Source organism: Bordetella genomosp. 1 (assembly GCF_002261335.1).
Lineage (GTDB): Bacteria > Pseudomonadota > Gammaproteobacteria > Burkholderiales > Burkholderiaceae_B > Bordetella.
The window spans coordinates 1,578,433-1,605,195 of sequence record NZ_NEVL01000003.1 but is presented as its reverse complement, the minus strand read 5'-3'; the positions used below and the strand labels follow the sequence as shown (position 1 = coordinate 1,605,195).

General features: G+C 66.0%; 26 protein-coding genes and 1 tRNA gene. 23 read left to right on the top strand and 4 right to left on the bottom strand.

Going from position 1 to position 26,763, the window contains the following annotated elements; all coding sequences use genetic code 11:
- Nucleotides 1-10 precede the first annotated feature (10 nt).
- The 6 genes from CEG14_RS15670 to CEG14_RS15645 all read left to right on the top strand — a co-directional run bounded on the left by CEG14_RS15670 (nt 11) and on the right by CEG14_RS15645 (nt 7,982).
- Complete coding sequence (locus CEG14_RS15670) at nt 11-1,306, top strand: adenylosuccinate synthase (protein WP_176461517.1); 1,296 nt, start codon at nt 11-13, stop codon at nt 1,304-1,306.
- Between the two features lie 131 nt (nt 1,307-1,437).
- The gene (locus tag CEG14_RS15665) at nt 1,438-1,977 is read left to right on the top strand and encodes a phosphoribosyltransferase (protein ID WP_094827239.1); all 540 of its coding nucleotides are present in this window, start codon (nt 1,438-1,440) and stop codon (nt 1,975-1,977) included.
- Between the two features lie 474 nt (nt 1,978-2,451).
- Entirely contained in the window at nt 2,452-2,664 is a 213-nt protein-coding gene (gene rpsU, locus CEG14_RS15660; protein ID WP_006218592.1) for a 30S ribosomal protein S21, read from the top strand.
- Between the two features lie 19 nt (nt 2,665-2,683).
- Nucleotides 2,684-4,792, top strand: coding sequence for a DNA primase (gene dnaG, locus CEG14_RS15655; protein WP_094827238.1), 2,109 nt, complete (start codon nt 2,684-2,686; stop codon nt 4,790-4,792).
- A gap of 830 nt (nt 4,793-5,622) precedes the next feature.
- Nucleotides 5,623-7,896 carry an RNA polymerase sigma factor RpoD gene (gene rpoD, locus CEG14_RS15650; RefSeq protein ID WP_094827237.1) on the top strand — a complete coding sequence of 758 codons (2,274 nt, stop codon included), beginning with the start codon at nt 5,623-5,625 and terminating at the stop codon, nt 7,894-7,896.
- Nucleotides 7,897-7,903: 7 nt separating this feature from the next.
- Nucleotides 7,904-7,982, top strand: a tRNA-Ile gene (locus tag CEG14_RS15645).
- Between the two features lie 189 nt (nt 7,983-8,171).
- Here the strand turns inward: CEG14_RS15645 and CEG14_RS15640 are convergent.
- Nucleotides 8,172-8,378, bottom strand: a complete 207-nt coding sequence (locus tag CEG14_RS15640; RefSeq protein WP_094827236.1) for a hypothetical protein — start codon at nt 8,376-8,378, stop codon at nt 8,172-8,174.
- A 379-nt stretch (nt 8,379-8,757) separates the two neighbouring features.
- Between CEG14_RS15640 and CEG14_RS15635 the strand changes: the two genes are divergently transcribed.
- Nucleotides 8,758-10,851, top strand: coding sequence for an acyltransferase family protein (locus tag CEG14_RS15635; RefSeq protein WP_094827235.1), 2,094 nt, complete (start codon nt 8,758-8,760; stop codon nt 10,849-10,851).
- Between the two features lie 426 nt (nt 10,852-11,277).
- Nucleotides 11,278-12,708 (top strand): FG-GAP repeat domain-containing protein, encoded by a 1,431-nt coding sequence (locus tag CEG14_RS15630; RefSeq protein ID WP_179280609.1) that lies wholly within the window; start codon nt 11,278-11,280, stop codon nt 12,706-12,708.
- Between the two features lie 143 nt (nt 12,709-12,851).
- Here CEG14_RS15630 and CEG14_RS15625 read toward each other — a convergent pair whose 3' ends face one another.
- A complete protein-coding gene (locus CEG14_RS15625; protein WP_255032372.1) occupies nt 12,852-13,181 on the bottom strand; it encodes a hypothetical protein in 330 nt (109 codons plus the stop codon).
- 195 nt (nt 13,182-13,376) lie between these two features.
- Here CEG14_RS15625 and nhaA point away from each other — a divergent pair, with 195 nt between their 5' ends.
- On the top strand, nt 13,377-14,726 hold the full coding sequence (gene nhaA, locus CEG14_RS15620) for a Na+/H+ antiporter NhaA (RefSeq protein ID WP_094827233.1): 1,350 nt from the start codon (nt 13,377-13,379) through the stop codon (nt 14,724-14,726).
- Between the two features lie 67 nt (nt 14,727-14,793).
- Here the strand turns inward: nhaA and CEG14_RS15615 are convergent, their stop codons facing one another.
- A complete protein-coding gene (locus CEG14_RS15615; RefSeq protein ID WP_094827232.1) occupies nt 14,794-15,351 on the bottom strand; it encodes a hypothetical protein in 558 nt (185 codons plus the stop codon).
- Nucleotides 15,352-16,305: a helix-turn-helix domain-containing protein gene (locus tag CEG14_RS15610; RefSeq protein WP_094827231.1), complete on the bottom strand. Its 954-nt coding sequence runs from the start codon at nt 16,303-16,305 to the stop codon at nt 15,352-15,354.
- Nucleotides 16,306-16,716: 411 nt separating this feature from the next.
- Here CEG14_RS15610 and CEG14_RS15605 point away from each other — a divergent pair, with 411 nt between their 5' ends.
- The 14 genes from CEG14_RS15605 (at nt 16,717) to CEG14_RS15540 (ending at nt 26,748) form a co-directional block, all read left to right on the top strand.
- The gene (locus CEG14_RS15605) at nt 16,717-17,538 is read left to right on the top strand and encodes a YdaU family protein (RefSeq protein ID WP_094827230.1); all 822 of its coding nucleotides are present in this window, start codon (nt 16,717-16,719) and stop codon (nt 17,536-17,538) included.
- Entirely contained in the window at nt 17,513-18,235 is a 723-nt protein-coding gene (locus CEG14_RS15600; protein WP_094827229.1) for a hypothetical protein, read from the top strand. Before CEG14_RS15605 ends, CEG14_RS15600 begins: the two co-directional genes overlap by 26 nt.
- A 75-nt stretch (nt 18,236-18,310) precedes the next feature.
- Entirely contained in the window at nt 18,311-18,505 is a 195-nt protein-coding gene (locus tag CEG14_RS15595; RefSeq protein ID WP_094827228.1) for a hypothetical protein, read from the top strand.
- Nucleotides 18,505-18,870 carry a hypothetical protein gene (locus tag CEG14_RS15590; protein ID WP_094827227.1) on the top strand — a complete coding sequence of 122 codons (366 nt, stop codon included), beginning with the start codon at nt 18,505-18,507 and terminating at the stop codon, nt 18,868-18,870. Before CEG14_RS15595 ends, CEG14_RS15590 begins: the two co-directional genes overlap by 1 nt.
- Nucleotides 18,867-19,166, top strand: a complete 300-nt coding sequence (locus CEG14_RS15585) for a hypothetical protein (protein WP_141243360.1) — start codon at nt 18,867-18,869, stop codon at nt 19,164-19,166. The genes CEG14_RS15590 and CEG14_RS15585 overlap by 4 nt, the downstream gene beginning before the upstream one ends.
- Nucleotides 19,167-20,071: 905 nt before the next feature.
- Nucleotides 20,072-20,638: a phage neck terminator protein gene (locus CEG14_RS15580; RefSeq protein ID WP_094827225.1), complete on the top strand. Its 567-nt coding sequence runs from the start codon at nt 20,072-20,074 to the stop codon at nt 20,636-20,638.
- 70 nt (nt 20,639-20,708) lie between these two features.
- Nucleotides 20,709-22,184, top strand: a complete 1,476-nt coding sequence (locus CEG14_RS15575; RefSeq protein ID WP_094827224.1) for a DUF3383 domain-containing protein — start codon at nt 20,709-20,711, stop codon at nt 22,182-22,184.
- A 12-nt stretch (nt 22,185-22,196) separates the two neighbouring features.
- On the top strand, nt 22,197-22,637 hold the full coding sequence (locus CEG14_RS15570) for a phage structural protein (protein WP_094827223.1): 441 nt from the start codon (nt 22,197-22,199) through the stop codon (nt 22,635-22,637).
- Nucleotides 22,637-23,101, top strand: a complete 465-nt coding sequence (locus tag CEG14_RS15565) for a phage tail assembly chaperone (protein WP_306437030.1) — start codon at nt 22,637-22,639, stop codon at nt 23,099-23,101. Before CEG14_RS15570 ends, CEG14_RS15565 begins: the two co-directional genes overlap by 1 nt.
- Complete coding sequence (locus tag CEG14_RS15560; protein WP_094827222.1) at nt 23,098-23,292, top strand: DUF6889 family protein; 195 nt, start codon at nt 23,098-23,100, stop codon at nt 23,290-23,292. Before CEG14_RS15565 ends, CEG14_RS15560 begins: the two co-directional genes overlap by 4 nt.
- Nucleotides 23,282-24,841, top strand: a complete 1,560-nt coding sequence (locus tag CEG14_RS15555) for a hypothetical protein (RefSeq protein WP_094827221.1) — start codon at nt 23,282-23,284, stop codon at nt 24,839-24,841. Before CEG14_RS15560 ends, CEG14_RS15555 begins: the two co-directional genes overlap by 11 nt.
- Complete coding sequence (locus tag CEG14_RS15550) at nt 24,838-25,440, top strand: phage baseplate protein (protein ID WP_094827220.1); 603 nt, start codon at nt 24,838-24,840, stop codon at nt 25,438-25,440. Before CEG14_RS15555 ends, CEG14_RS15550 begins: the two co-directional genes overlap by 4 nt.
- A 14-nt stretch (nt 25,441-25,454) precedes the next feature.
- The gene (locus tag CEG14_RS15545) at nt 25,455-25,760 is read left to right on the top strand and encodes a phage baseplate plug family protein (protein ID WP_094827219.1); all 306 of its coding nucleotides are present in this window, start codon (nt 25,455-25,457) and stop codon (nt 25,758-25,760) included.
- Between the two features lies 1 nt (nt 25,761).
- Entirely contained in the window at nt 25,762-26,748 is a 987-nt protein-coding gene (locus CEG14_RS15540; protein WP_094827218.1) for a phage protein, read from the top strand.
- The last annotated feature ends 15 nt before the right edge of the window (nt 26,749-26,763 follow it).

Below are 26,763 nucleotides of genomic sequence, written 5' to 3'. Positions count from 1 at the left end.
GATTCGTACAATGAGCAAGAACGTAGTGGTTATCGGCACCCAATGGGGTGACGAGGGCAAGGGCAAGATCGTCGACTGGCTGGCAGAGTCCGTCCAGGGCGTGGTCCGCTTCCAGGGCGGTCACAACGCCGGCCATACGCTGTGGATCAACGGCCAGAAGACCATCCTGCGTCTGATCCCTTCGGGCATCATGCATCCCGGCGTGACGTGCTACATCGGCAACGGTGTGGTGCTGTCGCCCGAGGCCCTGCTCAAGGAAATCGAAGAGCTCGAGGCCGCCGGTCTCGATGTGCGCTCGCGTCTGCAGGTCTCCGAGATCTGCCCGCTGATCCTGCCGTACCACGTCGCCGTCGACAAGGCGCGCGAGGCCCGCAAGGGCGAGGGCAAGATCGGCACGACCGGCCGCGGCATCGGTCCCGCCTACGAAGACAAGGTCGCGCGCCGTGCGCTGCGCGTCCAGGATCTCTTCAATCCCAGCCTGTTCGACGAAAAGCTCGAAGAGCTGCTCGACTATCACAACTTCGTGCTGACCCAGTACCTGGGCGCCGAAGCCGTGTCGGCCAACGAAGTGCGCGACCAGGCCATGGCGCTCGCCCCGGCCATCGCCCCGATGGTGCGCGACGTCTCCAGCAACCTGTTCCTGGCCCAGCAGCAAGGCGCCAGCCTGCTGTTCGAAGGCGCCCAGGGCGCGCTGCTCGACGTCGACCACGGCACCTACCCGTTCGTCACCAGCAGCAACTGCGTGGCGGGCGCGGCCTCGGCCGGCGCCGGCGTCGGTCCGCAGTCGCTGAACTATGTGCTCGGCATCACCAAGGCCTACACCACCCGCGTCGGCTCGGGCCCGTTCCCGACCGAGCTGGTCGACGAAATCGGCACCCGCCTGGCCACCATCGGCAAGGAATTCGGTTCGGTCACCGGCCGTCCGCGCCGCTGCGGCTGGTTCGACGGCGCCGCGCTCAAGCGCTCGGTGCGCCTGAACGGCATCTCGGGCCTGTGCATCACCAAGCTCGACGTGCTCGACGGCCTCGAAACCATCCAGCTCGGCGTCGGCTATCGCGTCAACGGCGAGTTCCGCGACGTGCTGCCCTACGGCGCCCACGCCGTGGCCCAGGCCCAGCCCGTGCTCGAAGAGCTGCCCGGCTGGTCCGAGTCCACCGTCGGCATCACCGAATACGCCAAGCTGCCCGCCAACGCGCGCCGCTACCTGGAGCGTGTGGCCGAAGTCTGCGGCGTGCCGATCGACCTGGTCTCGACCGGTCCCGACCGCAACGAAACCATCGTGCTGCGCCACCCCTTCAAGGGCTGAGCCAGCACCCCGGGCCGGGCGCCAGCGCGCCCGGTTTTTCAACCGCCCCGGCCCGGGTTATGATTCGCCAGGCCGCCGCAGGGTCACCTGCCGGCGGCCTTTTCGTATTTATTTGCAGGAGATGATCCCCCATGAGCTCGCCAAACAGCGACGACAGCCATCTGTGGGTGAACTGGGATGAATATCACCGCCTGATCGAGCGCCTGTCCCTGCAGGTGTTCGAGTCCGGCTGGCAGTTCGACCAGATTCTGTGCCTGGCCCGCGGCGGTGTGCGGGTCGGCGACGTGATGTCCCGGATCTTCGACGTGCCGCTCGGCATTCTCGCCACGAGCAGCTACCGCGAAGCGGCCGGCACCAAGCAAGGTGATCTCGATATCGCCCAGTTCATCACCATCACGCGCGGCTCCCTGCAGGGCCGGGTGTTGCTGGTTGACGACATGGTCGACACCGGCAAGACCTTCATGAAGGTCCACGACCATCTGAAGAACCAGTTCCCCGCGATCACCGAACTGCGCAGCGCAGTGCTGTGGTGGAAGGGGCATTCGCAGGCCACGCCCGATTATTACGTCGACAAGCTGCCGATGAATCCCTGGATTCACCAGCCTTTCGAGGATTACGACAGCCTGCGGCCGCACCAGCTCGAAGCCTGGATCCGCAAGGGTTCGCGCTGAGCGGGCAGGGTGGCGGGCAGCGGGGCCGGGATTCCGGCCCTGTTTTCAGCCGCCCGTTTTCTGGCCTGCGTTCTTGCCCTCCATCTCCGGCTTGCGGGGATGGCCGGCCGGTAGCGGTCGGCGTGCCGGAGCGAGCCCCTGGCCCGGTGCGCGCGAGTGTCGCGCCGGCCTGACGCCCCTGCGGGCCCCAGGGTGCGGCGCTGGTCATTTTCGGCGCCGCCATGCTAGAATCGCTGGTTATCGCTAAACCGAACCTGTGTTTTTGCCTTGCCGAGGGTTTATTTGAGTAACCCCTTACGGATGGGCGATGGGTCCAGACGCTTGTTGCGGCTGGTCTGAATCGGGAAAAAGTCTGGCGCTTGCAAGTCTCTTGTGCGCCGGGCCACCCGGTCGGGATGCGCTGCCAACGGCGGCGCGATCGACCAGCCAGGGCCAGGTTTGTCATCAACGTAGTTACTCAAGACCACTGAATTTATGCCTATCGTTCGACTGAAGGAAAACGAACCGTTTGAAGCCGCCCTGCGCCGCTTCAAGCGCACCATCGAAAAAACCGGCTTGCTCACCGAACTGCGTTCGCGCGAGTTCTACGAGAAGCCCACGGCTGAGCGCAAGCGCAAGCACGCCGCCGCGGTGAAGCGCCACTACAAGCGGATTCGTAGCCAGCAACTGCCCCCGCGCCTGTATTGATATCTGATTCCCGAATCTATTGATTCCAGAATCATTCATTCAGGATTTGCTCGCCCGGGTCGACGTTGTAGACGTCGTCGGGCGATATGTGCAGTTGCGCAAGGGTGGGGCCAATCTTCTTGGCCTCTGTCCGTTTCATAACGAGAAAAGCCCTTCCTTCACCGTCAGCCCGACGAAGCAGTTCTATCACTGCTTCGGCTGCGGAGCCCATGGCAGCGCCATCACTTTCCTGATGGAGCACACGGGCGCAAGTTTCCCCGAAGCCGTGCGTACCCTCGCCGGCTCCGCGGGAATGACGGTCCCCGAAGAAACAACACGCAGTCCGCGCCAGCGCGCAGAATCCGCTCGCCGTCAGGCCGAGGTTTCGCGCCATACACAGGTGCTGGATGCCGCACAGGCGCAGTATCTGCGGCTGTTGCGCGGCTCGCCGCAAGCGATCGCCTATCTGAAGCAGCGTGGCCTCACGGGTGAGGTGGCACGCAACTTCGGCCTGGGCTGGTCTGGCACCGATCGCCATGGCCTGTCGCAGGTCTTCGAGAACTACGACGATCCCATCCTGGTCGAGTCCGGGCTGGTGATCGAATCCGAAGACGGCCGCCGCTACGATCGCTTCCGCGAACGCATCATGTTCCCGATCCGCAACACGCGTGGCGCGTTGATCGGGTTCGGCGGGCGCATCATCGGCAAGGGCGAGCCGAAGTATCTGAACTCCCCCGAAACCCCGGTCTTCTCGAAGGGGCAAGAGCTCTACGGCCTGTGGGAAGGCCGCCAGGCCATCCGTCAGGAAGGCATGGTGATCGTGGTCGAAGGCTACATGGACGTGGTCGGCCTGGCGCAGCTGGGCATCGGCAATGCCGTCGCCACGCTCGGCACCTCGACCACGCCGGACCACGTCAAGAAGCTGCTGCGGGCGAGCGACAAGGTCATCTTCAGCTTCGACGGCGACAAGGCCGGGCGGCGTGCCGCGTGGCGCGCGCTGCAGGCCTGCCTGCCGGCGCTGCGCGACGACATCGCGATCCGCTTCCTGTTCCTGCCCGCCGAGCACGATCCCGATTCCTACGTGCGCGAGTTCGGTGGCGAGGCATTCCGCGAGCAGCTCGGCCAGGCGGCCGCGCTGTCGCGCTTCCTGCTCGACGAACTCTCGTCGCACCACAACCTCGACGAGGCCGAAGGGCGGGCGAGCTGCCTGCACGAGGCCAAGCCGCTGCTCTACCAGATCCCCGAGTGCGGCCTGCGCACCCAGATCGAGCGCGAGATGGCCCGCCTGGTGCAGCTCACGCCCGAGGAAATGGCTGCCGCGATGGCCACGTTCACGGCCCAGATGCAGGCCCAGGCCGCGGCGCGCCAGGCGGTGGCTGCCGGTGCGGCGCCCGCGCCTGCTGCTGCGAGCGGCGCACGGCCGGCCGCGGCGGCGGGGGCCGCGCCCGCGGGCGAGGCCGCCGGCGGCGACGACGGCGCGCCGCCCGACTGGGGCTACGAGCCCATGGGCGATGACGAGCCCGATCTCTACGCCATGGGCATCGAGCCCGCTGGCGAGTCCGTCGCGCCGCCCTGGGGCGGCGAGGAGGGCGGCGGCTGGAAGTCCAAAGGCGACTGGAAGCCCAAGGGCGAATGGAAACCCAAGGGGGAGTGGAAGGGCAAGGGCAAGGGCGACTGGAAGGGGCGTCGCGACGATGGCCCGGGCGGCTACGAGGGCAAGCGGGTGATGCCATCGCTGGCACGGCGCCTGTTGTGCCTGCTGCTCGCGCATCCCGAGCTGGTCGACTCGATGGGCGACCAGCAGCTTGAAGTCATCGACCACGGCCCCCACCTAGGACTGGTACGAGACCTGATCATGCTGGCCAAATCCAGCGGGGCGCGCCACGTGGGCGCGCTGATGGAGGCGGCCGACAGCGATTCGGACCTGTATGTTGCGCTCAAGGGCCTGCGGGCCGACGTGCTGGCCCAGGAGGATCTGCCCGATCCGCAGACCGAGTGGGACGACGCGCTGCGGCGCATCGAGTTCGACGCGGTGCGGGTGGAGATGGCGAAACTGGCCCAGAGCGGGGTCAGCGACGACGTGTCGCGGCAGCGTTACCTGGAACTGTCGGCCCGTTTGACTGTCTTAAAAGCTGCTGGGTTACGTTGAAATTGCGGTAACATCGAGGGTTTCGTCTTTTGGGTTTGTGTCGGCTTGTGCCAGCGCGGGCGACCAGGGCGAATCCATCGCGGAATTCGGGGCACGACCCCCAGTTTTGGCGCCGTCCATCCAACAATGGCCGGCTGCAATGCGGTAATCGGAACAATCCCGGCGTCGCAGCGCTTGCCCCACGGCAACAGTCGCTCCGCCGGGCCGGTTCCGGTGTCCCGTTGCCAAGGGCGGCGTGGGCCGCGCATTCATGACCGGCCGCCGGCGCAAGCGGGGCGGCAGGTAACAAATGCCAATATTTTTATAAGGTTGGGCGATTTTCCACTGCCGAGGTGCGATACTCGGTGATGCGAACCTGTTTTAACGATCGGTCATGAGCATGACGGCGTGCCGCAAATTGCGCGGCGGTCATGGTCATGGCCTTTTGCGGTTTGCGTTGGGAAGTCGTCTTGCCGGGCCGGCTCACGCCGGTCGGAACGTATGTAGCAAGCAGGTGGTGGGTCGCGCAGTCGGCGACCGCGCCGCTGGGCATCTCGGCAGGTGTTGTGTCTGTAGGCAGCGAGGGGAATCCCCACATGCTAGCCCGGCCTGAACCAGGCATGACAGCACCTCCGGATATCCGGGGCGACGGTCGTCGATGAAATCGCGACACGCGCGCGCAACTGGGCATATTGCCAGATCAGGGGCGCCGCGGGGTTCGAAGCCAGTTTCGCGGCCAACGCGAATGCGCGGTTTCAGCAAGGCCCACCCGTTTTACCCGAGCATGTGCCGGCAGGCGCGCGCCCGGTGCAATAACCCCAAACAGGGTTGCGACGACCACGGAAGCGACTATGACCAAAACCACAGGCAAATCCACCACTGCAATCGATGCGGCTGACGCCCAATCCCAGACGGCCAAGAAGCGCGTCGTGAGCATGGCGGCGGAAAAAGCCCCTGCCAAGACGGCAGTCAAGGTGGCCAAGACTGCAACCAAGACGGCCGCCAAGAAGGCGCCCGCCAAGACGGCTGCTGCGGCCGGTGAGAAGGTCACCAAGGCCCGCGCCAAGAAGGCCGAAGACAAGCTGGCCGATCTGGTCGGCGGCGGCGCCCGTGCGGCCGTGCCGAGCGGCCGCCGCCCCGGTCGTCCGGCCAAGAACGCCAACAACGACAGCGATTCCTTCGACGATCCGATGGACGGCGAAGGCGAAGTCGTGCCTGATTTCAAGCCCGCCAAGCGCGGCGGCAAGCGCGGCAAGGGCGATCCGAAGGATCTGATCGCTCGCGGCCCCGTCACGCCCGAAGAATACGAAGCGCGCCGCAACCGCCTCAAGCAGCTGATCAAGCTGGGCAAGGATCGCGGCTACCTGACCTACGGCGAAATCAACGACCATCTGCCTGACGACCTGGTCGACGCCGAAGCCATCGACGGCATCATCAGCACCTTCAGCGACATGGGCATCTCGGTCTACGACCAGGCCCCCGACGCCGAAACGCTGCTGATGAGCGAGAACGCGCCGGTTGCGTCCAACGACGACGACGTCGAGGACGAAGCCGAAGCCGCGCTCACCACCGTGGATTCGGATTTCGGCCGCACCACCGACCCGGTCCGCATGTACATGCGCGAAATGGGTTCGGTCGAGCTGCTGACCCGCGAAGGCGAAATCGAGATCGCCAAGCGCATCGAGGACGGCCTCAAGCACATGGTCATGGCCATCTCGGCGTGTCCGACCACCATCAACGAGATCCTCGCCCACGCCACCCGCGTGCGCGAAGGCCAGGCGCAGATCGACGAAGTGGTCGACGGCCTGGTCGATCCGGAAGATGGTGAGGAATACGCGGGCGCCGGCGTGAGCGCCGATGAAGACGAAGGCGATGACGGTCCCGCCGGCGGCATGTCGAGCAAGCAGCTCGAAGACCTGCGCGTCAAGGGCCTGGCCAAGTTCGACGAAGTCTCGAAGCAGTTCGACAAGATGCGCCTTTCCTACGAGAAGGAAGGCTACAAGTCCGACGCCTACATCAAGGCCCAGGAAATCATCCAGACCGAACTGATGGGCATCCGCTTCACGGCCAAGATGGTCGAGAAGCTGGCCGACACGCTGCGCGCCCAGGTCGAAGAAGTGCGCCAGCTCGAGCGCGCCGTCCTGCACACCTGCGTGGATCGCGCCGGCATGCCGCGTTCGCACTTCCTGAAGGTGTTCCCGGGCAACGAAACCAACCTGCAATGGGTGGTCGAGGAAGTCGCCGCGGGTCATCCCTACGCCGAGACGCTGGAGCGCCAGATCCCGGCCGTCCAGGAACTGCAGCAGAAGCTGATCGACCTGCAGACCCGCGTGGTGCTGCCGCTCAAGGACCTGAAAGACGTCAACAAGCGCATGGCCACCGGCGAAGCGAAGGCCCGCAAGGCCAAGCGCGAAATGACCGAGGCCAACCTGCGCCTGGTGATCTCGATCGCCAAGAAGTACACGAACCGCGGTCTGCAGTTCCTCGACCTGATCCAGGAAGGCAACATCGGCCTGATGAAGGCGGTGGACAAGTTCGAATACCGTCGTGGCTACAAGTTCTCCACGTACGCCACGTGGTGGATCCGCCAGGCCATCACGCGCTCGATCGCTGACCAGGCACGCACCATCCGCATTCCGGTTCACATGATCGAAACGATCAACAAGATGAACCGGATCAGCCGTCAGATCCTGCAGGAAACCGGCGCCGAGCCCGATCCCGCGACCCTGGCGCAGAAGATGGACATGCCGGAAGACAAGATCCGCAAGATCCTGAAGATCGCCAAGGAACCGATCTCGATGGAAACCCCGATCGGTGACGACGACGACTCGCACCTCGGTGACTTCATCGAAGACACGTCCACCCTGGCGCCGTCCGACGCCGCGCTGCACGGTTCCATGCGCGACGTGGTCAAGGAAGTGCTAGACTCCCTGACCCCGCGCGAAGCCAAGGTTTTGCGCATGCGTTTCGGTATCGAGATGAGCACCGACCAGACGCTCGAGGAAGTCGGCAAGCAGTTCGACGTGACCCGGGAACGGATCCGTCAAATAGAGGCGAAGGCGTTGCGCAAGCTGCGTCACCCGAGCCGGGCCGACAAGCTGAAGAGCTTCCTCGAAGGGCAATAACGCTTTCGGGCCTCTAGCTCATGCCTGGTTAGAGCAGCGGACTCATAATCCGTTGGTGCCGAGTTCGACTCTCGGGGGGCCTACCAAAGAAAGATGCGGGTCTCGGAGCAATCCGAGACCCGTTTTTTTTGCGCAATACGCCGGGTGTTCTGCAAATCCCGCCATCGTGTTGGTCTTGGCGTGCCGGTGCAAGGCCCGGCAGCGTGTGGAGTCCATCATTCGAGAGCCGCACCTTCGTTGCATGGCGCATGGCATCCGAACCGTCGACTCTCACCTCAGTGACCGGCCTCGTCCTTTTCCAATGCTGGCCATGAGGTCAGGGCGAAGAGCCAGAGGAACAGGATGTTCGCCAGCGGTATGAAGAGGGTCAGCACCCACCAGGCCGAACGTCCCGATTTCCTGACGATCAATGCGATGGGAAGGACGAAGACCAAGCAGTAGATCAACAGGACTACCCAGTGCCATGTGGCGTCGTTGCGCATTGCTTCCTCCGTCGGCAGATAGATGCCCAGGGAGCGTAGGCGCAGCCGCGTTCGTTTGGCGTGCGGGCCTGCTGAGATAGGACGAAGGCGCGCACTTCTTCGTGAAGGCGGTGGCTCGCTCCGGTCCGCGCGACGTCTCGACTCCGAGGATCTGACTCGAATTCCCGTTTTCGACGGGCAATGCACGGGGCTGGCGCTGAACGGGTGGGAATGTTCCGGTCGAGAATGAGGGCTTCCGTGGCGCAGGTCTGCGCCGGGTGGGAAGGGCCTCCGTCGCGGCACCTTCGTCGCCCATCCAGCAGGCAGGGGCCGACGTCCCGGCCAGGGTTGGCGCGCGTGCTTTATCATCTCGCGTTGTCCATCGCCTTCCGCCCGATCCATGACGTCAGCCAGTCCCGATCTGCATCCGAAGTACCGCCCGGACATCGACGGCCTGCGTGCCGTCGCCGTGGCGGCCGTCGTCATCTTCCATGCCTTTCCCCAATGGCTGCCGGGCGGGTATGTCGGCGTCGATGTGTTCTTCGTGATCTCGGGCTATCTGATTTCCTCGATCCTGATCAAGAGTCTGCAGGCCGATCGGTTTTCGCTGGCGGATTTCTACTCGCGACGAATTCGCCGCATCTTTCCGGCGCTGCTGTTGGTGCTGGTGGCAACGCTGGCCGCCGGATGGTGGGTAATGATGCCGGACGAGTACGCTCGATTGGGGCTTCATTCCGTTGCGGGCGCGTCGTTTCTTTCCAATTTCGTGCTGTGGCGCGAGTCGGGATATTTCGACAGCGCGGCCGAAACCAAGCCCCTGCTGCATCTCTGGTCTCTGGCCATCGAGGAGCAGTTCTACATTTTCTGGCCCCTGGTCCTGGCGGCGGCATGGCGACTTTGGCGGCGGGCGGGCGCGGTGCTGCTGGCCTGCGCGCTGGTCTCGTTGGCCTGGAGCATCTGGAGCGTTCGCCACGATCCTGTCGCCGGCTTCTTTTCGCCCATTTCGCGCGCGTGGGAATTGCTGGCGGGCGCGGCGCTGGCCTACCTCACGGTCGGCATGCGCCACGGCGTCTGGCACAAGCGGATCAGCCACCTGATCGACGCACCGGTGCGCCGCCATGTCGCCTCCGTTCTGGGCGTCTGCCTGATCGGGTTCGCCGTGTTTCATTACCAGCAGAAAACGCCCTTTCCGGGTGCCGCTGCGATCCTGCCGGTGTTGGGCTCGGTTCTGGTGATTGCGGCAGGCCCTGCCGCGTTGCTGAATCGTCTTTGGCTGTCGCAGCGCGGAATGGTCTGGATCGGCCTCATCAGCTACCCGCTGTACCTGTGGCACTGGCCGCTGCTCACTTTTCCGCGCCTGATGGGGTGGGAGCAGGCGGCGCCGTGGATCACGCCCGTGACGGTGCTGGTCTCGGTGGCGCTCGCCTGGGCCACGTTTGCCGGCGTGGAAAAGCCGCTGCGCAGGGGCAGGGTGACGGCGCGCGTCGCGGTCGCGGCGCTTGCCGGCCTGATGGCGCTCACGGCGCTGGCTTCCTTCATGATCTACCGCAGCGGGGGTTGGGCTTCACGGCCCACGGTGACACCCTATGTGTCGGTCGATCAGCGCGGCAAAGCGCAGATCGCGTGGCCGTACGCCGAGAATGACGTCTGTCTCAAGCGCTATCCGAGCGACCTGCGCACCGAAGGGTGGTGGTTCTGCGTGATGAACCGCGACGCCGCGCCGGAGATCGTGCTGCTTGGCAACAGCTTTGCCAATCATCTGTATGCGGGCTTCGCGGCCAACAGCGAACTCGGTCGTCACACGATCCTGCAGTTTGGCACGTGCGATCCCGCCATGGGTGTGCGTTATGACGGTTATCCGCGCGGCCATGGTTGTTTTGCCGAAGGCCGGGATCGTCAGGAGCGCTTCATCAACGGCATCATCGAGCGCGAGGGAACGGTCAAGTATGCGGTGCTCGCCGCTCCCTGGCCACGTTTCGACGAGGCGGGGTTTGCGGTGGGTCTGCATGACGGCAAACGCGAGCCCGGGCAGTATTCGTCGGTCGTGCCGGTGTCGCAGGAGACCTCCGAGGCGGCATTGCTGGCGGGCATCGAGCGCCGCGTGAAATGGCTGGTCGGACGCGGCATCGTGCCGATCCTGATGCTGGGCACGCCGCAACTCGAATACAGCCCGCTGAATTGCCTGGCGTCCCGGCCGTTTGCACCGCAGTCGGCGTTCAGTTGCACCGTGCCGATGAGCGACGTGCAGACCCAACAGCAGGCGTTCCGGCGCGGCGTGGAAGATATTCGACGCCGGGTGCCTGAGCTCAAGGTGTTCGATCCGCTGCCTGCGCTCTGCGATGCCGACACCTGCCACCTGCAAGACCAGCAGGATGGGCTGCTGTTGCGCGATGTGGGCCACCTGTCGATGGCAGGCAGCAAGCGCGTGGCCGATGCGTTTGCCCGCTGGGCCCGGAGTAATGTGCCCGGCATGGCACGCGCCACGAATCCCTGACGCTGATTATCCAGCGCTTCATTGGGGCTGCGGCAACGTGGCCTCCGACAGTTGCCGAGTGCGTGGGCAGCATTCCTTGATGATCGGCACAGGCGATTTTCGATGAGATCTCGTGCGGGTTGCACCTTCTCGTGCTGAGCCATCTCTTTCGTTTCTCTGCTCGTTCTTCGACCTGCATCTGTACGTCGTAGTAGGTTTCGCCCGGCTCAAACGCGTTTTCCAGTGCCTTGAGAATTATTGCCCGAGCGCCGTATTCCTCCCCGGAACCTGATTGCCGGATCGGCGCATGCATTTTGTTTGCATGCAGTCGAATGAAACACCTTTCCGCGGCAATGAATGGTATTTTCAATTCACAGTCAGTCGGTATTCGTAATCTCGGTTTTCCTCAGTTGGCCGGGGCGGCTTGTCTTTTTTTCCCGGTGCAGCGTGATCGCCTGGAACGATATGGACAATTTGAATCGAAAGCGCGTCTGGCCCCTTTCAGTCGGCATGGTCGCGGGGGCAGTTTGCTGTACTGTGATTCTGTTTTTGGTGGGCCCTTCTCGCGTACAGCGATGGGGCGAAACGCTGATCGCGGCCCTGTCCCAGGGCGAGCCCGATGCGGCTCCCGAAATCGACATGTTGAGCGGCTGGAAGCTGAGTGACGCGGAGCCTTATGCCGCCCGCTATTCCGACGTGCTGCTGCGCCGCAACGAGTTCACCAATGGCTACAGCTACGTTTATGGCTTTGCGGTGGACGATTTCGACAACGACGGCAAACTCGATATCAGCTTTGCCGACTCGTGGACGAAGGACCAACTGCGCCTCGATCATTCCAAGGGATCGGATCTCTACATACTCTGGAACGGCGAACGCCAGCCCCAACGAGTGGTCAAGGGCGATGTTTTTCCTTTTGCGAAGTCCGGTGTCGATCGCATTTATCTGTTCGAGCGGCAGGTCGCCATCGATCTGAATGGCGACGGCTACAAGGATATTGTCGGCGTCGTGAATTCCCATGACGCGGTGCTCGCCTATCTGAATCCCGGCGAACGCGGCCGCGACTGGACGCCACGCGTCATCTCGTCGCAGACCCCGGGCCCGGTAAACCTGATTGCCCACGACATGAATGGCGACGGGCGGCTCGATCTGGTGGTCACCATGCGCTATCAGATCGACGCCTATCCGCAGCCCAGCCCCGGTATCGTGTGGCTGGAGAATCCCGGCCCGGGCACGACGGGCGAATGGGTCAAGCATCCCATCGACATCTTTCCGGCCGATCAGGTCGCGGATCTGCGCACCCTGCAGGCGGCGGATTTCAATGGCGACGGCAAGGACGAGATACTGGTTTCCGATGCTCGCAGTGGCGTGCTGGCCTGGTATTCGCAGCGGGAAGAGGGTTCATGGGAGCGCCACGAAATCCCGGACGTGGACGTGTCCAACGCGCACTTCGGACACGTGAAGGATCTGAATGGAGATGGGGCGCCAGACATTATTGCGCCGATGATCGACGGCCTGGCCTGGCTCGAGAATGTGGACCATGGCAAGCGCTGGATCGTGCACCGGGTCTTCACGAAACCCGATGACGGCCCGCTCTGGCAGGACATGTTCGTCCTCTCGGCAATGGCTGGCGACATCGATCACGACGGCAAGGACGAAATCGTATTTTCGATGGGTCAGCTGGCCGGCGGGGTGTCGGCGGGACTTTACTACGCCAAGGAAGGCCAGCCGGATGAATGGACCGTGCACGTGATCAGCGCCGACGAACAGCGGCTCGCCAATATCGAGGTGGTCGATTACGACGGCGATGGCAGGCTCGACGTGGTGGGCAATGCCGAAGGCAAGACCAACTCGATCATCATTTGGAAGAACATGCGCTGAGTCCGCTCGCGCGGGCAGCACATGGAGCGGGGCAGAGCGGCGGTCGATCCTGCGGGCGTCGAGGGCGGGGGGGAGAGCCAGGACGCGTCACGGGCCGACGCCCCGCGCGCCGACGGCGGGCACGGGCACGGGTACCACGCCGCTCAGGATTCGCGCCGATGTTCCTCCAGCCATTGCAGCCACCAGCCCTGGTAGTAGCGCTGGCCCATGATCTCTTCGAAACCGGACACCATCATGCCGCGCGTCGAGCTGAAGGTGAGGAGCTGCGGCTCGAGCAGGTCGGGGATGGGCGAGACGCAGATCGCGCCGAACTTGTCGAGGCTCTCGATGGTCATGATCTCGATGTAGCGGTTCAGCGGCTTGTGCAGGATCGAATACATGCGGACCTGCCCGAGGACGGGCGCGGCGGGATCCTGGTCGCGGCGGCGTTCGCCCAGATGATGCGTGCGGGTGACGGAACAGATCGAGGACATGATGTCCGAAGTGCATATACTGTATAAAAACACAGTATATAGATTTCGGATTGGTCCGCCACGCCGTCTAATCTGGCACCTAAATAAAAGCCTCGGCCCGCGTGTGGGTTACAATGTCGCCTCGGGTGTCAGCCGCATGCCGCGGTGAGACAGGTTCATGCGATTGGTCGGGCCGCCATCGCGGAGCCTGCATTGATGAACCGACACCCCTCCCGGGCTGCGCTGCCGCGCGCCCATGTCTGGGCCGATCGCGCCTACGACCGCCTCCAGCACTTTCTCCATATCGAAGCCGTCAGCGGCATCGTGCTGCTGCTCGCGGCCGCCGTGGCGCTCATCTGGGCGAACTCCGCCTACGCTCCCTCCTACCATGCCCTGTGGCACGCGCCGGTGACCTTCGGCGTGGGCGACCTGATCAGCTCCCAATCGCTGCACTTCTGGATCAACGACGGCCTGATGACCTTGTTCTTCCTGGTCGTGGGCATGGAGATCCGGCGCGAGATCCACGATGGCGCGCTGAGCAACATGCGCCAGGCCGCCTTGCCGATCGCCGCCGCCCTGGGCGGCGTGATCGTGCCCGCCCTGATCTACGTCGCGTTCAATCCGGTCGCGCCGCGCCTCAATGGCTGGGCCGTGCCGACCGCCACCGACATCGCTTTCGCCGTGGGCGTGCTGGCGCTGCTGGGCCGTTCGCTGCCGGGCACGATCCGCGTCTTCCTGCTGGCGCTCGCCATCATCGACGACATCATCGCCGTCCTCATCATCGCGTTGTTTTATTCCGGCGGCCTGGCCTGGGAAGGCTTTGCCGTGGCCGGCGTGGGGCTGGCGCTGGTGATCGCGCTGCAACGCATCGGCGTGGGATCGGCGTGGGCCTATGTGGTGCCCGGCGCGATCACCTGGACCGGGCTGTTGTTGACGGGCGCGCATCCGACGCTGGCCGGCGTGGTGCTCGGCCTGATGACGCCGGTGTTTGCCAAACCGCTGTACGAGCCGGCCGCCCGCATGCTGCAGCGGATCGGCGCCGAGCTCGCCGAGCGGCCCGACGCGATCAGCGATGGCGAGCATCGCCGAGCCCTGCATGTCGCGAAGCGCGAGCTCGCGGCGCCTGCGTTGCGCGTACAACAATCCCTGCATCCGTGGGTCGCCTTCGGCGTGATGCCGATATTTGCGCTGGCCAACGCGGGCGTGAGCTTCGGCGACATCGATCTCGCCGGCGGCGATACCTCCTGGGTGGTGCTGGGCGTCGGCCTGGCGCTGGTGCTGGGCAAGCCTGTCGGCGTGTTGGCCGCCAGCGCCATCGCGCTGCGGCTGGGCGCGGGGCGCCTGCCGGCCGGCATGGACTGGCGCGGACTGCTGCTGGTGGGGCTGCTGGCCGGCGTGGGCTTCACCATGTCGATCTTCATCGCCATGCTCGCCTTCGACGATGCGAGTCTGTTGGGCGCGGCCAAGCTGGGCGTGTTGCTCGGCTCGCTGTGCGCGGCGCTGCTGGGGCTGGGCTGGGGTGCGCTGCTGGCGTGGCGCGTGCGCCGCGCAGGCTCGGCCGGCTAGCGCGGGCAGGACTCGCGCAGGCTCGCGCGGCGAGCGCTGACGCGCGGCGCGGCCCGGCGCAGGCGGATCAGGCCTGCACCCGCGCGCCGCCCATGCCGTGCCGCTCGCGCAGCGCCGCCAGCGTGCCGGCGTCGAGCAGCAGGGTGCGTCGGCCCGGCGCACAGCGGCCTGCCAGGTCCGGGTCCGCGAGGCCCATCGCGGCGATCAGTGTCGTGGCGACCGAGTTGCTGTTGGGGCCGAACCCGAGCATGGGGTAGCGCAGATGCCGCGCATTGAGCGCGCTCGCGGCGGCGCGCAACACGCGCCAGTGCCGCGACACCTCTTCCCATGAGCCCGTGCAGAGCGTGAGCTGGCGCTGCTGCGCGCGATAGAGCGCGGGCGCCGAGAATTCATACACCTTGAGCCGGTCGGAGGGCAGGTAGCCGATCGGCTTGATGCGGCCTTGGCGGCTGGTCGCGAGCCCGTTGGCCTCGCGCAGCAGCCTGCCGTCGGCATCGAGCAGGGCGATCAGGTCGTGGCCGAACAGCATCGCCACGGGGAATTGCGCCTTGACGATGCGAAACGGGCCCGGCGAGGGCGCCGGGTCCGTGGTGGCGTGCCCGATGGCGGAAAGCGGGTCGGACATTCAGGTGTAGAGGATCTGGCTCGGCGGCACCACGGCCGCGATGGGATGCACGTGGCGCACCGAGGTGCCGGGAATGCTCATGCGGATCTCGCCATTGACCGACATCACCTCGATGTCGCCCGTGCGCGCGTGCTGGAACAGCAGCTCCTTGGCCATCTTGCGGCCGTCTTCGAGCTGCAGCACCACGTACTCGCCGGCCGTGGGGCGGCCGCTCGGCTCGACCACGATGTACCAGCCGTTGCGGATGGCCGGCTTCATGCTGTCGCCACGGACCTTGAGCACATACGCGTCGGGATCCTTGGAGTTGAACAGCAGATAGCCGTCGCCGTGGCCGGCGGGGTATTCGAGTTCGTCGTAGAAGCCGTTTTCGCCAAGCTGCGCCATGCCGACCACCGGAATCCTCCGCGTTGGGTGATAGGTGCCGACATAGGTGACCTCGTCGTCGGACAGGGACGAGGCGAAATCGTGCGGGGGCAACTGCCGCAGCAGGGCCTTGGTGATTTCGCCGAAGGACAGCGGCGCGAGCCGGGCCAGCGTGACCGAGTCGACCTCGAGCGCCGCGGCCAGCCGCGTGAGCTCGGCGGGCGCCGGCTCGGCGCCCGATTCGATGCGGGCCAGGGTGGGGGCGTCGAGCCCCGCCGCTTCGGCCAGGCGCTCGGCCGCGAGCCCGCGCGCCATGCGCACGTGACGAATGGCCCGGCCCACCGGCGCGGCATCCGCGGGCGCGCCGCCGCCTTCCTGCGGCGAGTCCATCCAGTTGGGCGGCAGGCCGAACACCTCTTCCATCTTGCGGGCCGCCCGGTCGCCGATGTCTTTGGCGCCGGTGGTGTAGCGGCTCACCAACGATGGCGTGGAATAGCCCAGCAGCGTGGCGGCGCGGGTCTGGCTGCCATCGCAGCGGGTGTCGATGGCGCGCGCGAGGTTGTCGCGGCGGATTTCTTTGATGGACTTCATAGGCGGAATTGAACCTGCCTTGACCAGATTGGTAAATGAACCGATATGGTAATAGAAAATCGCTTGTGCGGATTACCAAAATGGTAATAGACTGATTCGCATGAAACGGACGTACCTGCCCTGCGAATCTTCCGAGTGCGCTGAAACCCAAGCCAGCAAAGGCTTTGCGGCCGGTTCGGCCATGGCGTTTCCTATGACCTTATTGGTCATTGGCAGCGTCGCGGCCGCGCCACGGCGCCACGCGCTTTCCCCGCGCCCCACAGGGCGGCACGGCCGGCACCTGCCCGCGGACGCGCCCACCGGCGCGCGCGGGCGCCTCTCTTTTCTGTTGCCCATGCCCCACACCCTGAATCCGAACACCGGCGCTGCCCCCGTGTGGCCGCGCCTGCACGCCTCGCCCAAGGAGGCCGCATGAACTACTACCCGCATCACATCGGCGACTACCTGACCGCCACGGCACACCTGTCGTGGCTCGAGGATGCCGCCTACCGACGTCTGCTGGATCTGTACTACAGCCGCGAACAGGCCCTGCCCGAAGACATCGCCCAGGCTTGCCGGCTCGTGCGTGCGCAGGGCGACGACGAGCGCGCCGCGGTCGCGACCGTGCTGCACGAATTCTTCGACCTGGGCGCCGAGGGCTGGACGCACAGCCGCTGCGACGGCGAGATCGAACGCGCCCGCGCCGCCGCCGAACGGGCCCGCATCAACGGCCGCAAGGGCGGCCGTCCGCGCAAGACCAGCCCCACGCCAACCGATCCGGTTACGCCGGGGTTGTGGGATGCGCTCGATCCGCCTGCCCAGGGCATGGCTCCCAATCCCAACCCCAATCCCAAATCCCAAACAGACACCGTTCCTGGCGGAACGGCGGCGGCGCCGCGCGCGGAAGCGCCGTCCGACACCCCGGCCGAACGGATCTTCGCGCTGGGGCTGCCCCTGCTGATGAGCGCGGCCGTGCCCGAGCGGCAGGCGCGCGCGATGTTGGGCCTGTTCCGCAAGCATCACCCCGACGCCGAGGTGCTGCGGGCGATCCAGCGCTGTGCCGACGCGCAGGCCATCGAGCCGGTGGCCTTCCTGCAGCGCCTGCTGCGTCCCGCGCCGCCCGGCGATGCCCGCGCGCAGCAGGGTCGCAGTCCGGGCGCGGCATGGCAATCCGAGCTGCGCGACCTGGTGCGCGCCGCACCCACCGAAATCGACATGGGAGTGATCGATGCCACACCCGCATTGCGTGCCTGACGCCATGGCCAACCTGGTGATCAACGAGATGCGCGCGTTGTACGGCGCGCGCTTCATGCAGCAGTGGCAGGGCCTCACGCCACGCGAGCTCAAGTCCGCCTGGGAAACCCACCTCAGCGGCCTGAGCGAGCGCGAGGTCCATGCCGGCCTGCTGGCCTGCCTGGCGCGCGACTGGCCGCCGACGCTGCCGGAATTCCTGCGGCTGTGCCGGCCCTGGCTCAACCCCGAGGCCGCCTATCACGAGGCCGTGGCGGGCCTGGCCGCGCGGCGCCGGGGCGAGGCGGGCCGCTGGTCGCACCCGGCCGTGTACTGGGCCGCCGTCGCCACCAGCACCCACGACATGCTGCACAGCACGTACGGCGCCATGAAGGCGCGCTGGGAGCGGTCGTTTGCGGAGGTGCTGGGGCAGGGCAGCTGGGAGCCGGTGCCGCCGGCGCTCACCGAGCTGCCGGCGCCCGCCCACGACCGCGCCAGCCGCGCCCGCGCCGAGGCCGCGCTGCAGCGCATTCTCGCCACGCAATCGCAGCGCGGCACGCGCGACGGCCGCGCCTGGGCCCGCCAGGTCCTGAGCGAACAGGCACGCCGCGGCGGCAAGCGCTACAGCAGCACCGTGCTGGAGATGGCCGGCCGGGCGCTCGACATCGAAACCGGAGCGCGCGCCGCGAGCGCGCGCTACCAGGACAACCGGCGGTCGTGATGAATCACGCCGTCATGCGGTGCGCCGCCTGCCAGCAAGCGCAGGGCCCGCGCCGCCACACTCAAGGAGAAATCCATGCATGAACTACGCCGCTGGGAATGGCAGGACCCGATCAAGGTATTGATGAGCCGCGAGACGGCCAGTGCGCGTCGCACCTGCGAGGGCTGCTCGCACGTGCGCACCGTGGTCTCGCCGTTCGGCGACACGGTGGTGCGCTGCCTGAAGGGGCGCCCCTATGGCAAGAAATGCGGCCGATACGAGGTGCTGTGATGAACGGCCGAGCCCTGACGGGAGACGACCTGCTCTGGAACTGGGCGCGTTGGACCTGGTCCGGCGCGGTGGTCGGCAACATGGCGCCGCACCTGATCGAAGACGACGACGAGGCCCGGCCGATCAATGACTACCACGCGCAGCGCGTGCAGGCGATGCACGACGCGTTGCCCTGGCACGAGCGCATGGCGGTGATCGCCGAGTATCCGCAGAAGCACGCGCGCTTCGGCGCCCTGGATGCGCGTGCCCGCGCCGCGGCCGCCTGCGCCTGGATCGCCGACACCACCGGTGTCGTGCTGACGCAGGCGCAATATCAAATCTATGTAGGCATGTTTCGCGAAGCAGTCGCAAGGAGGATCGCGTGAAGTTCGCTATGGAAGTGATGGAGTTGCTCGAGGCCTATCCGCTGCGCTCGTTCCGGGTGGTCGAGCTGGTGCGCCATGCCACGCGCGGCCGCGCGCTCGAGGCCCGTGAACGTGCGGCGGCGCGCAAGGCGGTGCAACGCGTGCTGGATGCGTTCATCGACACCGGGCTGGTCGTGGTGGTTGTGCGCGCAACCACACCGGGCACCTACGCCGAGTACGGCATGGCGCAGGATTGGAGCGAGGCGCCCGCGGCGCGGCCCGCCAGGCGCGAGTCCGCCTTTCACGCCGCCGCCTGATGCGGCAAGGCGTATCCAGCGAGGCCACCATCGGGGTGGCCTTTTTGTTTGGCGCGGCCGCCTCGCGCATGCGGGTGCGGCCGGACTGCATGTCGCGCAAGCGGGACGCCGGGCGCACTTTTGCGGGACCCGGAGTGCGACAATTTCCCCGGGCCATTGCGTCCTGTGCATGCGCAGGATCCAGTGGCCTTTTTTGCGAGCCGGGCCGACGCCGCACCGCAGTCGCGCGATGCCAGTCCCTGGACCCGGTGCAGGACCGCTCGCAAACCGAAGGCCGCCGGCACGCATGCCGCACAGTGCGGCAGGCCTTCCCCGCCAGGCCGCGACAGGCATGACCGGCACGCCAGCGCGCGCCGCGCGTGGCTGTCGCGGCCCCGGTGCGTGTCGCGCTTGCAGGACATCGCGCGGCATCAGGCAAGACAAACAGTGCGACAATTTCCCCGGGCCATTGCGTCCGGCGCCGACGCCACACGAGGCGGCGGGCCGGTGGCCCGAGGCAGGTCCGAGGATCCGGATTCGTGCGCGGCAGCCGATGTTGCGCCGGGCCGAAGGCCCTTGGAATCGGCAGCCGCCGACCGGACCCGTGCCTGCCGTCGAAGCGCCGCCGTCACTCTCCGAAGTGCGGCGGCTTTTTCGTTGCCAGGCCGCGGCAGCGGATGCGAGGTGATCGAATCACACGTCGCGCCACACGCCGCGGAGCCTGTCAGCACACCCCGCCATGTCGCGCTTGCAGGACATCCTGCGAGCAAAAGCGCGACAGACAGTGCGACAATTTCCCCGGGCCATTGCGTCCGGCGCCAGCGCGATCACTGCGCGGCCGCCGCTGCAGTGCCCCGATCGACCCGACCGCCGCAAGGCGGTCTTTTCATTTCCGGCATGGCCATGCGCCACATTGAGGTGTACCGATGAACGACAGCGCCAGCGGCGGGTATCTGATCCCCGCGCAGACGACTCCTGCCGAAGAAGACCGATCGCTGGACCTGCTCCTGGCAGGCGTGGTGGCCGGCATCAGCGGCCTCGATCCGCAATGGGTGCAGCCGCTCTGGCAATCCGCGCCCGCCGCGGATCCCGGCCAGACCTGGTGCGAGGTGGGCGTGACGGCGCAGGACGCCGACGTCAACCCGGCCATCACGCACGACAGCACGGGCGAGGGCAGCGACCGCTACCGACGCGACCAGCACTGCACGGTGAGCTGCCTGTTTCATGGGCCGGCCGCCAAGCAGTATGCGCAGGTGCTGGCCGATGGCGTGTGGGTGCCGCAGAACCGCGAGGTCATGGGCCGGCTCGGCCTGGCCTGCCGCAGCGCCAGCGCCATCCGCGCCGAACCGCTGCAAACGGAACAGACGTGGGAGCGGCGCTACGCGCTGACGCTCGTCCTGCTCCGCAGCATCACCCGGACCTACCTGGTCCGCAACCTGGTGAGCGCCGTCTCCATGACGCACACCGACATCGTGGGGGCGACGTCGAACTGACGCCCCGAACGCAGCAACGAGGCCGCCATCGCGCGGCCTTTTTTCTTTTCTGGACAGTAGAGGACCAACAATGGCTAACGGACTGCCCGTATCCCGTCTGATCAACGTATCGATCAACATGTCGCCCCTGGCCGCCCAGGGTGCGAACCTGAACACCGCGCTCATCCTGGGCGCGTCTTCCGTGATCGATCCGGGCGAGCGCATGCGCGCCTATGGCGACATCGACGCCGTGGCTGGCGACTTCGGCACCACCGCGCCCGAGTATCTCGCCGCGCTGCTGTACTTCCAGCAGTCGCCGCAACCGGCCCAGCTGCAGATCGGCCGCTGGGTCAAGACCGACAGCGCCGCCGTCCTGCGCGGCGCCGTGCTGTCGGCCGCCCAGAAAGACATCGCTGTCTGGAACGCCGTCACCACGGGCGCCTTCGCGATCGACGTGGACGGCGCGACCAAGACGGTCAGCGGCCTGGACTTCTCCGGCGCCACCAACCTGAACGCCGTGGCCGCCATCGTCGATGCCGCGCTGGCCGACGCCTCGGTGGCGTGGAACGGTGCGCAGTTCGTCGTGACCTCCGGCTCGACCGGCGTGTCCGCCGCGCTGGGCTACGCCGTCGCACCGGAAACCGGTACCGACGTCGCCGCGCTGCTGGGCCTGAACGCCGCGCAGGCCTCCGTGCCGGTGGCCGGCCTGGCCGCCGAGTCGGCCGAAGCCGCCGTGGCGCTGTTCCTGGACCGTCACGCCAACAGCTTCCTGGGCCTGACCTTCGCCGACGCCGGCGTATCGAACGCCGATCACCTGGCCGTGGCCGCGCTCATCGAAGCCGACCAGCGCCATCTGTACGCCGTCACGACCCAGGCGCCGCAGGTGCTGGACCCGGTGTCGACCGCCGACATCGCCAGCCAGCTCAAGGCATTGAACTACCGCTACAGCATGGTGCAGTTCTCCAGCGCCAACGCCTACGCGGCCGCGTCGCTGCTGGGCCGCCTGCTCACGGTGAACTTCAACGCCAACAACACCACGATCACGCTCATGTACAAGCAGGAGCCGGGCATCGTGGCGGAGACGCTCACCAGCAGCCAGGCCAACACGCTGCAGGACAAGCGCTGCAACGTGTTCGTCGCCTACGACAACGACACCGCCATCATCCAGTACGGCGTCACGTCGAGCGGCATCTTCATCGACTCGATCTACAACGCGATCTGGTTCCGCAATCGCATCCAGACCGACGTCTACAACCTGCTGTACCAGAGCCCGAGCAAGATCCCGCAGACCGATGCCGGCAACGCGCTGATCGCCGCCACCATCGAGGCCGCGTGCGATGCCGCCGTCAACAACGGCTACCTCGCACCGGGCGTGTGGAACTCGGCCGGCTTCGGCGTCATCAAGCAGGGCGACACGCTGGCCAAGGGCTATTACGTGTACGCGCCGCCGATCGCCTCGCAATCGCAGGCCGATCGCGAAGCCCGCAAGTCCGTGCCGTTCCAGATCGCGGCCAAGGAAGCCGGCGCCATCCACACCGTGGACATCCTCGTCAACATCAACCGATAAGGCAAACCAGACATGGCAACCTACAGCTTCAATGACGTCACCGTCTCCCTGATCGGGCCCGGCGGCGCCTTCCAACTCGGCGCCGGCGAAGGCGCGGCCGAAGGCGGCGTCACCGTCGCCCAGACCAACAACAAGAACACCGTGGTGGTCGGCGCCGACGGCGAAGGCATGCACACGCTGAGCGCCGACAAGTCGGGCACGGTGACGCTGCGCTACATGCAGACCTCGCCCGCCAACGCGCTGCTCGCCGCGCTCTACGACGCGCAGACGCTCGACAGCCGCCTGCACGGCAAGAACCTGATCACCATCACCAACAGCGCCAGCGGCGACGTGACCACGTGCCGCTCGTGCGCGTTCCAGAAGCGGCCCGACCTGACCTACGCCAAGGAAGGCGGCACGGTCGAGTGGGTGTTCGCCGCGCTGAAGATCGACACGGTACTGGGGACCTACTGATGAACGAGATCGAGCTTTCCGGCAATCGGTATTCCATCGGCAAGTTGAGCGCGAAGCAGCAGTTCCATCTGTCGCGCCGCATCGCGCCCATCATCCCGCCGCTGATCCCGGTGTATCAGCGGTTGGCTCGGTCTGGTGCATCGCTGGCGGAAGATGGCCAGGCGCTGAGCGACGACGGTTCGGCCCTGAGCGAGGTGCTGCAACCCTTCATGGACGGAATCGCCGCCATATCGGACGCAGACGGGGACCAGATCATCGATCTGTGCCTGTCGGTGGTACAGCGTCGTCAGGAAAGCGGGTGGGCCAATGTCTGGAATCCCCAGCATGGCGTCTGCCTGTTCCAGGACATGGACCTGGGCGTCGTGCTGCCGCTCGTACTGCGCGTCATCACGCACAATCTCGGCCCTTTTATGGCCGGCCTGCTTACCAGCCAAGGGAGCGGGCCGGAGACGACGGGGGCGTGAACTGGGCCAGCCTCCCCGGCGGGGAGGACTGGCTGATGGCTCCGGTCATCCGGGGCCTCGTGTCCTACGACAAATTGCTCGACGGGTCGATCGGCCTGGTCGACATCGCATTGATGAACGATGCGTTGTGGGTCCAGGCCGACAATCAAATGCTGGCCCGGCGGGCATGGGAAGAAAAAAATGGCCGCTAGCGTCACTATCAATTTTGAAACCCTGGATGAGGCGAGTGCCAACTTCAGTCGCGCACTGCGAACTCTGACGGGATCGCTCGAGGTGGCTGCGCGGCATATCGAGAATGCCATGCGGCGTGTCGGGCCAGCCGCTCAGGCGGGAGGCCCGCCGTCGCAGGCGGGCGGCGGTGGCGGCATCCTCAACAGCGCCATCGGCTTCACCGTGGCGATGGCGGACGTGCAGGTGATGGCCAAGGCCATGGGCACCGCCACCGGAAACCTGAAGTCGATCGCAAAAATAGCGGGCGACGCCGGTATCTCCGCCGCAGACCTGCAAGCGCGACTGTCCGGTGTTCGCGAAACGCTTGAAACCCGGCCCGCCGCGGTCGCCGCGTTGAAGGATCTCGGCATCGAGGTCGACAACAAGAGCGGTTTGCGGGATACGGTCAGAATCCTGGCGGATCTCGGCAAGGCGATGGCAAGTGTGTCTCCGGCACAAGCCAAAGCGTACGCGGAAAATCTGGGCATCGATCCAGATGTTGTGCGTCTTCTGCGGGATGACGGGACCCGGGCGCAGCTCCACGATCTCATGATCAAGAATGCCGACCACGACTCGTTCGCGGAACATTCGTTGAGCGCAAGAAACTCGATCGGTGATATAGGCGACGCTGCGGATCGGGCGGGCTCAATTTTGGGCGCGGGTTTCATGGAGCCGTTCGCGGGTGCTTTGAAGCGCTTCCGCGAGACCGCCGACCGCCGTCTGCCAGAGCTCGCGGACACGCTGTCCCTGGTTCCGCGCGCGGTGGGCTTGGTCTCCGGCGCCGTGGTCGACGTCGGCAACGGGCTGTTGGAGGTGGTCGGCAGGGCCAATGAGGCGACGAATGGTGCGTCGACTTACCTGGGCCTGGCCGCGACCACGAAGACCGGCCGAGCGGTGATCGGCAGGGCAGCCGCCTCAGGCTGGTCGCTGGGTCGTGCAGCGATAGCGGTTCCGGGTATCGGTGCATTGATTGGGGTTGCGACCGCCGCGGCGGCCGGTCGTGAATATCAGAACTCGGAGGAAGGGCTGCAAAGCACCATCGCCTCTATCAATGAGCGGATCCAGGAACGGAAAATATACATCTCGCGAGAAAGCGATAGCGATGCCGCAGTCGCGAGGTATCAGAGCGAAATCGAGCCGTTTGTCACAAAGCGGAGCGAGTTAGAGAAAGAGCTCGCGGCCGTTCGGGAGAAAGACTGGCTGCCCGTCGACGCTTTATTGCTCAAGGGTTCCATGCACCGATCGGTCATCGGAGGCCTCGGACTTGACATGGACCAGCGCAGCGCCGACGGGCTGACAGCAGATCCTTCTCTTTGGGGGCAGGCCGCCGCGCGCAGTCTGGGCTCCGACCTGACGGCGGATCCCAACCGGATGATGCTCATCCGTGATCCGATCTCGATCAACTCGACGAACAACATCACCGTATCGGGCGTGCTCGATCCGCTGGCGGTCGCGCAGCATATCGCGGCGGTCCAGATCGAGGTCAACAACAACCTGATGCGTTCCAACACCGGAGGGCAAGTAGCATGAATGACCTGGAATCTTCCGGCAACGACATGGTGTTGCTGTCGAACAAGCGCATCGGTGAGCTCGTGATCAGCGTCCTCATTTCGGAGAATCACGACGACAAGCTGACGATCACGGACCATCCGGTGCATCGCGGCGCGTCGATCTCCGATCACGCGTACATGATGCCGCGCAAGGTGACCCTGCAATGCGGCTGGAGCAATGCCGACTACGCCGCGCTCTTGGGCGCGCCGGTGTCGGGTTCGGGCAATGGCCTGCCGACCTCGGCGCAGTACGTCGACGGGGTCTACAACCAGCTGCTGAATCTGCAGCGCTCCGCCCAGCCTTTCGAGCTGGTCACGAGCCGGCGGCGCTACGAAAACATGCTGATCGAGTCGCTCTCCGTCACGCACGACGCCACGACCAGCGGCGCGCTGCGCGTGACGGCCGGGTTGCGCGAAGTCATCATCGTCGACACGAGCGAATCGGTCCTGCCGCCGCCCGCGTCGCAGGCCGACCAGAAATCCACGGCGCAGACGCAACGCAAGAGCACCAAGTCGCCGGTGCCCGCGCCGGCGCCGTCGTACGGCCCGACGCCCTGGCCCGCAACACAGATCGCTTGAGGGGAGACACCGCCATGGCTACCTACGAAATTCCCCTCACGCCCACGCCGCAGTCCTTCGCCATCTCGCTCGGCGGCACGGAGTACTACTTCACCGTGCAGTTCCGCGGCCAGTGGGTGCTCGACATCGCCGACGCCCAGGAGGTGCCGCTGGTCGGCGGGCTGCCGCTCGTGCCCGGCGTGGAGCTGCTGTCGCAGCACCGCCATCTGGGCATACCGGGCCGGCTGTACGTGGTGGGCGCCGATCATCCCGACGACCTGCCGACCTTCGAAGACCTCGGCTATGGATCGCGGCTGTACTGGGTAAGCGAGGAGAACTGACGTGACCGATCCGCAAAATGCCGCCACGAGCGGCGCCGGCGCCAGCACGCGCGAAACCGTATCGGTCAGGCAGTGGCTGCGCAAGGTCTCGCTGGTGCTGGCGGGCGATGAGGCCGTCGAGCTCTCCGAGCTGCATTTCACCTTCGACATCACGCAGACCGACAACCAGACGCCCAACAATGAGCTGATCAAGGTCTACAACGTCAACCCCGAGCTCGCCTTGCGGGCGATGCAGGAATTCCGCCAGGTCACGCTGAATGCCGGATACCAGGGCAACTACGGCGTGATCTTCCAGGGCAGCATCGTGCAGGTGCGCATGCTCGACGAGCAGACCAACAGCGTGCTGGAGATCCGCGCGCTCGACGGCGACCAGGCCTACAACTTCGCGTTCGTCAACAAGACGCTGCCGGCGGGCGCGACGATGAGCAATGTGATCGACGAGGCCTGCTATGCCATGTCGGCGCGCGGGGCCGTGCGCGGCTACATCGTGCCCAGGCAGGATCCGAACCTGCCGCGCGCCAAGGTGATGTTCTCGCTGGCACGCGACGTGATGGCCGCGGCCGCGCGCAGCACGGGCTCGAAGTGGAACATCCACAACGGCAAGATCAATCTGTGCGAGGAGTCGGCCTATGTGCCGGGCCGCACGATCCTGATCGATGCGAAGACGGGCATGCTGGGCTCGCCCACCCAGACCGAGAAAGGGCTGGAGGTGCGGGTGCTGCTCAACCCGTCGATCGTTGCCGGCCGCCTGATCCAGTTGCCGGCCTCGTCGATCCAGATGCGCGACCACTGGCCGGCAAGCGGCCAGGATGGCGGCAAGAACGCCGCCGAGCAACGCAAGCAGATCACGCACACCGCGATCCAGCCGCAGGGCTTCTACACGGTGATCTCCGTCCTGCACAAGGGCGATACGCGTGGCACTGCGTGGGAATCCAGGCTGATCTGCGCCTCCTACGACATCACGAAGCCCGACAACCCGGCGGCGTGAGCGCGTGCATGCGCC

Coding starts and splice junctions, on each gene's coding strand:
- CEG14_RS15590 (WP_094827227.1), top strand. CDS start 18,505: ATGAACGGCCGAGCCCTGACGGGAGACGACCTGCTCTGGAACTGGGCG.
- CEG14_RS15670 (WP_176461517.1), top strand. CDS start 11: ATGAGCAAGAACGTAGTGGTTATCGGCACCCAATGGGGTGACGAGGGC.
- rpsU (WP_006218592.1), top strand. CDS start 2,452: ATGCCTATCGTTCGACTGAAGGAAAACGAACCGTTTGAAGCCGCCCTG.
- CEG14_RS15640 (WP_094827236.1), bottom strand. CDS start 8,378: ATGCGCAACGACGCCACATGGCACTGGGTAGTCCTGTTGATCTACTGC.
- CEG14_RS15595 (WP_094827228.1), top strand. CDS start 18,311: ATGCATGAACTACGCCGCTGGGAATGGCAGGACCCGATCAAGGTATTG.
- CEG14_RS15615 (WP_094827232.1), bottom strand. CDS start 15,351: ATGTCCGACCCGCTTTCCGCCATCGGGCACGCCACCACGGACCCGGCG.
- CEG14_RS15575 (WP_094827224.1), top strand. CDS start 20,709: ATGGCTAACGGACTGCCCGTATCCCGTCTGATCAACGTATCGATCAAC.
- CEG14_RS15610 (WP_094827231.1), bottom strand. CDS start 16,305: ATGAAGTCCATCAAAGAAATCCGCCGCGACAACCTCGCGCGCGCCATC.
- CEG14_RS15580 (WP_094827225.1), top strand. CDS start 20,072: ATGAACGACAGCGCCAGCGGCGGGTATCTGATCCCCGCGCAGACGACT.
- CEG14_RS15605 (WP_094827230.1), top strand. CDS start 16,717: ATGAACTACTACCCGCATCACATCGGCGACTACCTGACCGCCACGGCA.
- CEG14_RS15600 (WP_094827229.1), top strand. CDS start 17,513: ATGCCACACCCGCATTGCGTGCCTGACGCCATGGCCAACCTGGTGATC.
- nhaA (WP_094827233.1), top strand. CDS start 13,377: ATGAACCGACACCCCTCCCGGGCTGCGCTGCCGCGCGCCCATGTCTGG.
- CEG14_RS15665 (WP_094827239.1), top strand. CDS start 1,438: ATGAGCTCGCCAAACAGCGACGACAGCCATCTGTGGGTGAACTGGGAT.
- rpoD (WP_094827237.1), top strand. CDS start 5,623: ATGACCAAAACCACAGGCAAATCCACCACTGCAATCGATGCGGCTGAC.
- CEG14_RS15635 (WP_094827235.1), top strand. CDS start 8,758: ATGACGTCAGCCAGTCCCGATCTGCATCCGAAGTACCGCCCGGACATC.
- CEG14_RS15545 (WP_094827219.1), top strand. CDS start 25,455: ATGGCTACCTACGAAATTCCCCTCACGCCCACGCCGCAGTCCTTCGCC.
- CEG14_RS15625 (WP_255032372.1), bottom strand. CDS start 13,181: ATGTCCTCGATCTGTTCCGTCACCCGCACGCATCATCTGGGCGAACGC.
- CEG14_RS15555 (WP_094827221.1), top strand. CDS start 23,282: ATGGCCGCTAGCGTCACTATCAATTTTGAAACCCTGGATGAGGCGAGT.
- CEG14_RS15550 (WP_094827220.1), top strand. CDS start 24,838: ATGAATGACCTGGAATCTTCCGGCAACGACATGGTGTTGCTGTCGAAC.
- CEG14_RS15565 (WP_306437030.1), top strand. CDS start 22,637: ATGAACGAGATCGAGCTTTCCGGCAATCGGTATTCCATCGGCAAGTTG.
- CEG14_RS15570 (WP_094827223.1), top strand. CDS start 22,197: ATGGCAACCTACAGCTTCAATGACGTCACCGTCTCCCTGATCGGGCCC.